The sequence below is a fragment of the Paenibacillus naphthalenovorans genome (assembly GCF_900099895.1).
Lineage (GTDB): Bacteria > Bacillota > Bacilli > Paenibacillales > NBRC-103111 > Paenibacillus_G > Paenibacillus_G naphthalenovorans.
Window position 1 is genome coordinate 86,412 of the sequence record NZ_FNDY01000016.1, and the last position, 6,066, is coordinate 92,477.

At 49.5% G+C, this 6,066-nt stretch carries 7 protein-coding genes, 1 rRNA gene and 1 other RNA gene; all 9 read left to right on the top strand.

The genetic code is table 11. The features are described 5' to 3' along the window. Nucleotides 1-62 precede the first annotated feature (62 nt). A complete protein-coding gene (locus BLT35_RS16060) occupies nucleotides 63-458 on the top strand; it encodes a hypothetical protein (RefSeq protein ID WP_074728926.1) in 396 nt (131 codons plus the stop codon). Nucleotides 459-506: 48 nt separating this feature from the next. Further along, an RNA gene (gene ffs, locus BLT35_RS16065) (signal recognition particle sRNA large type) lies at nucleotides 507-770 on the top strand. Between the two features lie 276 nt (nucleotides 771-1,046). Continuing rightward, complete coding sequence (locus tag BLT35_RS16070; protein WP_062410311.1) at nucleotides 1,047-2,108, top strand: ATP-binding protein; 1,062 nt, start codon at nucleotides 1,047-1,049, stop codon at nucleotides 2,106-2,108. Nucleotides 2,109-2,180: 72 nt separating this feature from the next. Next, nucleotides 2,181-3,941 (top strand): DNA polymerase III subunit gamma/tau, encoded by a 1,761-nt coding sequence (gene dnaX / locus BLT35_RS16075; protein ID WP_062410312.1) that lies wholly within the window; start codon nucleotides 2,181-2,183, stop codon nucleotides 3,939-3,941. Between the two features lie 28 nt (nucleotides 3,942-3,969). Then, complete coding sequence (locus BLT35_RS16080; protein ID WP_062410313.1) at nucleotides 3,970-4,281, top strand: YbaB/EbfC family nucleoid-associated protein; 312 nt, start codon at nucleotides 3,970-3,972, stop codon at nucleotides 4,279-4,281. Nucleotides 4,282-4,354: 73 nt separating this feature from the next. Beyond that, on the top strand, nucleotides 4,355-4,954 hold the full coding sequence (gene recR / locus BLT35_RS16085; protein WP_062410314.1) for a recombination mediator RecR: 600 nt from the start codon (nucleotides 4,355-4,357) through the stop codon (nucleotides 4,952-4,954). A gap of 149 nt (nucleotides 4,955-5,103) precedes the next feature. After that, entirely contained in the window at nucleotides 5,104-5,391 is a 288-nt protein-coding gene (locus BLT35_RS16090; protein WP_062410315.1) for a DUF2508 family protein, read from the top strand. Further along, nucleotides 5,388-5,654, top strand: a complete 267-nt coding sequence (locus BLT35_RS16095) for a pro-sigmaK processing inhibitor BofA family protein (RefSeq protein WP_054817050.1) — start codon at nucleotides 5,388-5,390, stop codon at nucleotides 5,652-5,654. Before BLT35_RS16090 ends, BLT35_RS16095 begins: the two co-directional genes overlap by 4 nt. A gap of 223 nt (nucleotides 5,655-5,877) precedes the next feature. Beyond that, a 16S ribosomal RNA gene (locus tag BLT35_RS16100) occupies nucleotides 5,878-6,066 on the top strand; the annotation flags it as partial.

The window sequence follows — 6,066 nt, forward strand, 5'->3', positions numbered from 1 at the left end:
AACCGTGCCTCCTGTGGCTATTCTAAGATTACGTATCTTAGTGCTGCAGGAGGTGTTTTTTTATGAAGAAAAGAATCTTTTTCCTTGCCGCGGTATGGCTGCTGGCGGTTTCTGTTGCGACGGCTTGCGGAGGAGCCGCCAATACTCGGCAGGAAGTGAGGACGCATAGCAAAGACGGTTTGCTGGGGATTACGGAAGTGAATCCTAACATGCCGTTAAGCAAGACCTACCGGACATACTCCGATGATGTTCGTGTGATGGAGGCTGCTATTAAAGAGCGGTTCCCGATGGTTACGAACACAACGATTACTCTTAATGGGCCTGTAGCCCATGTACTGCTCAATGTGCCTGCCGGAACAAGCGCGGAAGAAATTGCCCGGATCAAGCACGAGGCGCAGGCTGTTTTGGCCGCTGCCTCTCCGAGATACAATATAGATGCTGACGTTTCTGCCAAATAACTCCCTCCAGGTTGATATTTTTGATGGGATCGACTATACTTATCTATGCCGTGCTAGACGGGGAGGTAGCGGTGCCCTGTAACCCGCAATCCGCTGTAGCGGGGTCGAACGCCTAATCGCGGTATTGCGATGTGAGGGTTGGGTTTTAAAGTCGGTGTTGAGAGTCGGGTCCTTCGCAATGGATGCCCGTGAACCCGGTCAGGTCCGGAAGGAAGCAGCCGTAAGCGGGATGGTTCATGTGCCGAAGGGTGGCCTAACTTGAGTCGATGATAAAAATTCCACTTGGATCGTAATATCAAGGTAGGTGCACGGTTTTTCTTTTCTTAATGTACAGTAAAATACAGTGAACAAAGGAAATACACCGTATGGGAAGCCTCTTAGGCTTATCCATTCGGTGTTTTTTTGCGTCGGCCGCTCATTATTTTCTCCCCGGAATGCTCGAGTAAGAAGTTTTCTTAAAAAAGGGGAGGAAAATGAAAAAAATAGGAGAATTGTATACTAAAGTTAACTGGGCCGGCAAGAACGTACAAACCATACGGCGTTGTGCGATGGGCTTTCGTAGAGAAAAACAGGGGGGAGAGAATTGCGTTGCAGCATGAATTAAATTTGCTCCAGCGATTTGCGGGTACGTTCTTAAAAGATGTCAATTTGGGAGTTATGCTGATCAATACGGATTTTGAGCTTATTGATATTAGCGACATGGCCTGTCGTGTACTCGGTTTAGACAGAGAACAGGTTCTCCAGTTGCCAATGGAACAGGTGTTTGCTGATTTGCCGGCAGAACACCAACTGGTGCAAAGAAGCATTTTGGATGGCATGGTCGTACGCAATCACGCTCTGTCATGGACTAATAACCAGGAAAGGTACGAGCTGCTTGTCGATTCGAATGTGTTAAGAGATGAGGAAAGCCGGGTCGTAGGGGCTTACATCATTTTTAAAGACGTTACGAATCTTCGTTCCCTGGAGGAACAGGTACAGCGAAGCGACCGCTTGGCCATGATCGGCCAGATAGCAGCGGGTACCGCGCATGAAATCCGGAATCCGCTAACTTCCATTAAAGGGTTCCTTCAGGTTATTCGAAAAACGCTTCAGGATCAGGGGTTGGAGAAGGAAAGCGGTTATACGGAAGTGATGCTGCAGGAAATCAACCGGATTAATGAACTGGTCAACGAATTTTTGCTGCTGAGTAAACCGAAGAACGTTACATACGATAAGGTCGATGTGTCTCAAGTGCTGCGTGACATTTTGCCGATCATCAACAATGAAGCGATTTTGCACCGGGTTGTTGTACAGTACGAAGCCATGTACGACCTTCCTCTGGTTGTTGCCGATCGTGAAATGCTCAAGCAGGTGTTTCTTAACATATGCAAGAACGGAATCGAAGCTATGGGAGATGGAGGTTTTTTAACGATAACGGAAAAGGCGGATGTGGAGGAACGGAAAGTCAATATCATTATCCATGATACGGGTCCCGGAATTCCGATGTATGTGGTGGATAAAATATTCGATCCGTTTTTTACAACGAAAGTGGAAGGAACGGGTCTGGGTTTATCCGTCTGCCAGCGCATCATCCATGATATAGGGGGGCATATCCGAGTTTCCTCCAAAGGCTTCGGAACCACGTTTACCGTGAGCATTCCTTTCCCGTAAGGCTATGAACTTCAAACCTGCTCTTAAGTGTAGTATAATGGACTGAATAAACGAACATTTGGAGAGGGCAAGATGGCACATATCGCCTTATACCGAACATGGAGGCCCCAATCCTTTAAGGATATGGTAGGCCAGAAGCATATTGTCCAAACCTTACAAAATTCGCTTCGCGAAGGACGTTTCAGTCACGCTTATTTATTCAGCGGTCCCCGTGGGACGGGCAAGACCAGTGCGGCCAAAATATTGGCTAAAGCCGTTAACTGCCAGAACGGTCCGGCAGTGGAGCCTTGCAATCAATGTGAGGCCTGCCTACGGATTACCGAAGGAGCCGTAATGGATGTCGTGGAAATTGATGCGGCTTCCAACCGCGGGGTCGAGGAAATACGCGACATTCGCGATAAGGTAAAATATGCGCCTACCGAGGTACGTCAAAAGGTGTACATCATTGACGAGGTGCATATGCTGACTACAGAGGCTTTCAATGCGCTGCTCAAGACATTGGAAGAACCGCCCGGCCATGTGATGTTTATTTTGGCAACGACGGAACCGCATCGTATTCCTGCAACGATTATATCCCGCTGTCAGCGGTTTGATTTCCGCCGCGTAGCGCTTGATGAACAAGTGGAGCGTCTTCGCGAGGTTTGTTCGAACGAACAAATAGAGATCGATGAGGACGCGTTGGCATTCATTGCCCGGCTCTCCGATGGAGGCATGCGCGATGCGCTCAGTTTGTTGGACCAGATCATCGCTTTTTCCGGACAGCGGGTAAGTTACGAGGACGTGCTTTCCATTACGGGGGGGATGGCGTCCGATCAATTCGAGAAGCTCGTTACCGCCATTCAGGACAAAGACTTCGGCGCTGCGCTGCGATTGATCGATGACTTTATGCAAGAAGGCAAAAGTGCGGACAAGTGTATGGAAAACTTGATTTACTACTTCCGTGACTTGCTGATGGTGAAGATGGTGCCGGGGTCAGGGGCGGTCACGGAACGCATCGTGGATGTGAAGAGGTTTTCCGAGGTGGCTCAGCGGTTTACAAGCGAAAGTCTGATTGCCATGATCGATACGCTTAACTATTATCAGACGGAAATGAAATATTCCGTGCAGCCTCAGACGCTGCTTGAAGTGGCCGTAATGAAGCTTTGTACTCAGGTTGGCGGTCCGGTCGCGGGTTCGGGTTCCGCTTCCGTTGTGCAGGCTGCGCCTGAACGGCAAGACGGTCTGGTTGTCCAGTTAATGGGCCGCATTCAGCGGTTGGAAGACCAGCTTGCCCAACTGATGAAACAGGGAATCGCTCCTGCCGGAGGCAGTCCTGCGCCAAGCGGCAGAGCGGGATTAGGCGGCACTGGCCGACAAGCCTCTGCGCCGGCTGTAGTGAAGAAAATCGAAAAGCTGGATGCTTTCCTGCAAGGGAGAGAAGATGCCGCTTTCCGAGGCGTGCTGCAGCAGTGGAGTCAAGTGCTCGGTCGGGTGAAGGAGCTCAAAATTACCGTGCACGCTTGGCTGGTAGACGGGGAGCCGGTTTCCATCCATGACGGCCGATTGTTAGTCGCATTCAAAAGCGCCATGCATCGGGAAACGACGGAAAAGCCTGCGAACAAACAATTGATCGAGCAGGTCATGAATGAAGTGCTCGGCCAGCCGTACCGGCTTGTCACGGTGATGATGAAGGACTGGAAAGCCGCATCCGATCAGGCTGGGGGTGCCGAAGCGCCGAAAGAGGAGCTGCAGCTCGTTGCAGAGGATGAACAATCCGGCGGCGGCAGGGAAGCATGGATTGATGAGGCCATACAATTGTTTGGCGAAGAATTGGTAAAAATAAAAGAAGACTAATATGTGAACGCGAGGAGTGTATTTCATAATGAACAATATGAACCAAATGATGAAGCAAGTGAAAAAAATGCAGGAGCAAATGCTGAAGGCCCAGGAAGAGCTGGCGAACAAAACGTTCGAGGGCACGGCCGGCGGCGGTGTGGTTAGCGTAACGGTCAACGGACATAAAAAGGTAACTTCCGTTGTGATCAAGCCGGAAGCTGTGGACCCGGACGATGTTGAAATGCTGCAGGATTTGGTGCTTGCCGCTACGAATGACGCCATGCTGAAAGCGGAAGAATCGGCCGGTAAAGAAATGTCCAAACTAACCGGCGGTCTTAACATTCCGGGATTATTCTAAACGGAGACCGGATCATCATTAGCCGCGCGAGGCTAAAGAGGCCTCTAAGTTTAACGTGTGAGGAGCTAATCGCTTGTTTTATCCCGAACCATTAGCCAAGCTGATCGATTCGTTCTCCCGGCTTCCGGGCGTCGGACCCAAGACGGCGGGGCGCCTGGCGTTTCATGTGCTGCGAATGAAGGAAGACGATGTCATCGATTTTGCCAAAGCACTCGTAAATGTCAAAAGGAATCTGCACTATTGTTCGGTCTGCTGTAATATTACCGACACGGATCCGTGCCGTATTTGTCAGGACAAGAGCCGCGACGCCTCAACGATTTGCGTGGTGCAGGAGCCCAAAGATTTGGTAGCCATGGAGCGGACGAAAGAGTACAACGGGTATTATCATGTTCTTCATGGAGCGATTTCGCCTATGGAAGGCATCGGGCCTGACGAGATCCGGATTGCCGATTTATTGAAACGCTTAAGCGATGAGCGTGTTCAGGAGCTTATTCTGGCCACGAATCCGAATATTGAAGGTGAAGCAACCGCAATGTACTTGTCTCGGCTGGTCCGTTCCTTTGGGCTGAAAGTGACACGAATTGCACACGGTCTGCCGGTCGGCGGGGATTTGGAGTATGCCGACGAAGTCACATTAACCAAAGCGCTTGAAGGGCGCAGGGAATTACTATGAAATAGATTGTTTCTCCAAGAGGTCCTGCCCGGGTTACGGCTGATTGAGCCGCGTTGCCGGGGAGGGCTTTTTTTGGTTCTATTCGGGTTCTGTTCTTTATATGTATGTAATGTATGGGACGAACCTGGAGAAACCAAGGAGGCGGAGATATGAAGCAGTGGATATTGAAACTGTGGAAAAGAAAGGAGAGGAAAAGAGAAGACGCGATACAAAACGATAGGCTTTTGCTTGTACAGGAAATACGCAAAGCGCATCTGGAATGGGAAACGGCGCAGAAGCGGTTTGATTACGTTATAGAAAAGGAACAGATCGATTACGCCGTGTTTGCTTTGGAGACTGCCGAAAAAAGGTTTGAGATGCTGATCAGGCAAGCCAAAAATATGAGAATCTCACCGAATGAAGTATGGTCCAGCTTTGTATTGGAGGAGTCTTCATGAAGCCTTATATATTGTGGGGGGTTTTTCTCCTGTCCGGCGGGTTGCTTGGTTTCTTATTGATGAGAAATCGGTTTGCTTTTCAGTGGCTGGGCAAAATATGCCTGCATCTTGCTTTTGCTTGCATCATGTTGTATATTGTTAATCTGTTCAGTTCGTATACCCACCTGGAACTTCCGCTTAATACGGTAACTGTGGGTATGGTCAGCATTCTTGGGCTTCCGGGACTGGCTGTTCTTGCCGCTTTGAAGCTGTGGGTATTGTGAGACAGACGGAAATAATATTCCGCAAAAAAAAAGCTTGCATTGAATTGGGCCGATATGATATATTAATCAAGTCGCCGCTAAATAGGTGACAACAAACGACAAAAGATTTCAATCGATTTTGTCGAAAGAAATTGCCCTTTGAAAACTGAACAACGAGTGAGTGTAAAGATAGAGAATCGAGAGATTCTCGCCAGTAGTAGATGATGAGCTAATCAGATTTTCTTTGATGGAGAGTTTGATCCTGGCTCAGGACGAACGCTGGCGGCGTGCCTAATACATGCAAGTCGAGCGCTAGGGGTGCTCCCTTAGGGGAGCCCCCTGGAGCGGCGGACGGGTGAGTAACACGTAGGCAACCTGCCTGTAAGACCGGGATAACTACCGGAAACGGTAGCTAAGACCGGATAGGTGGTTT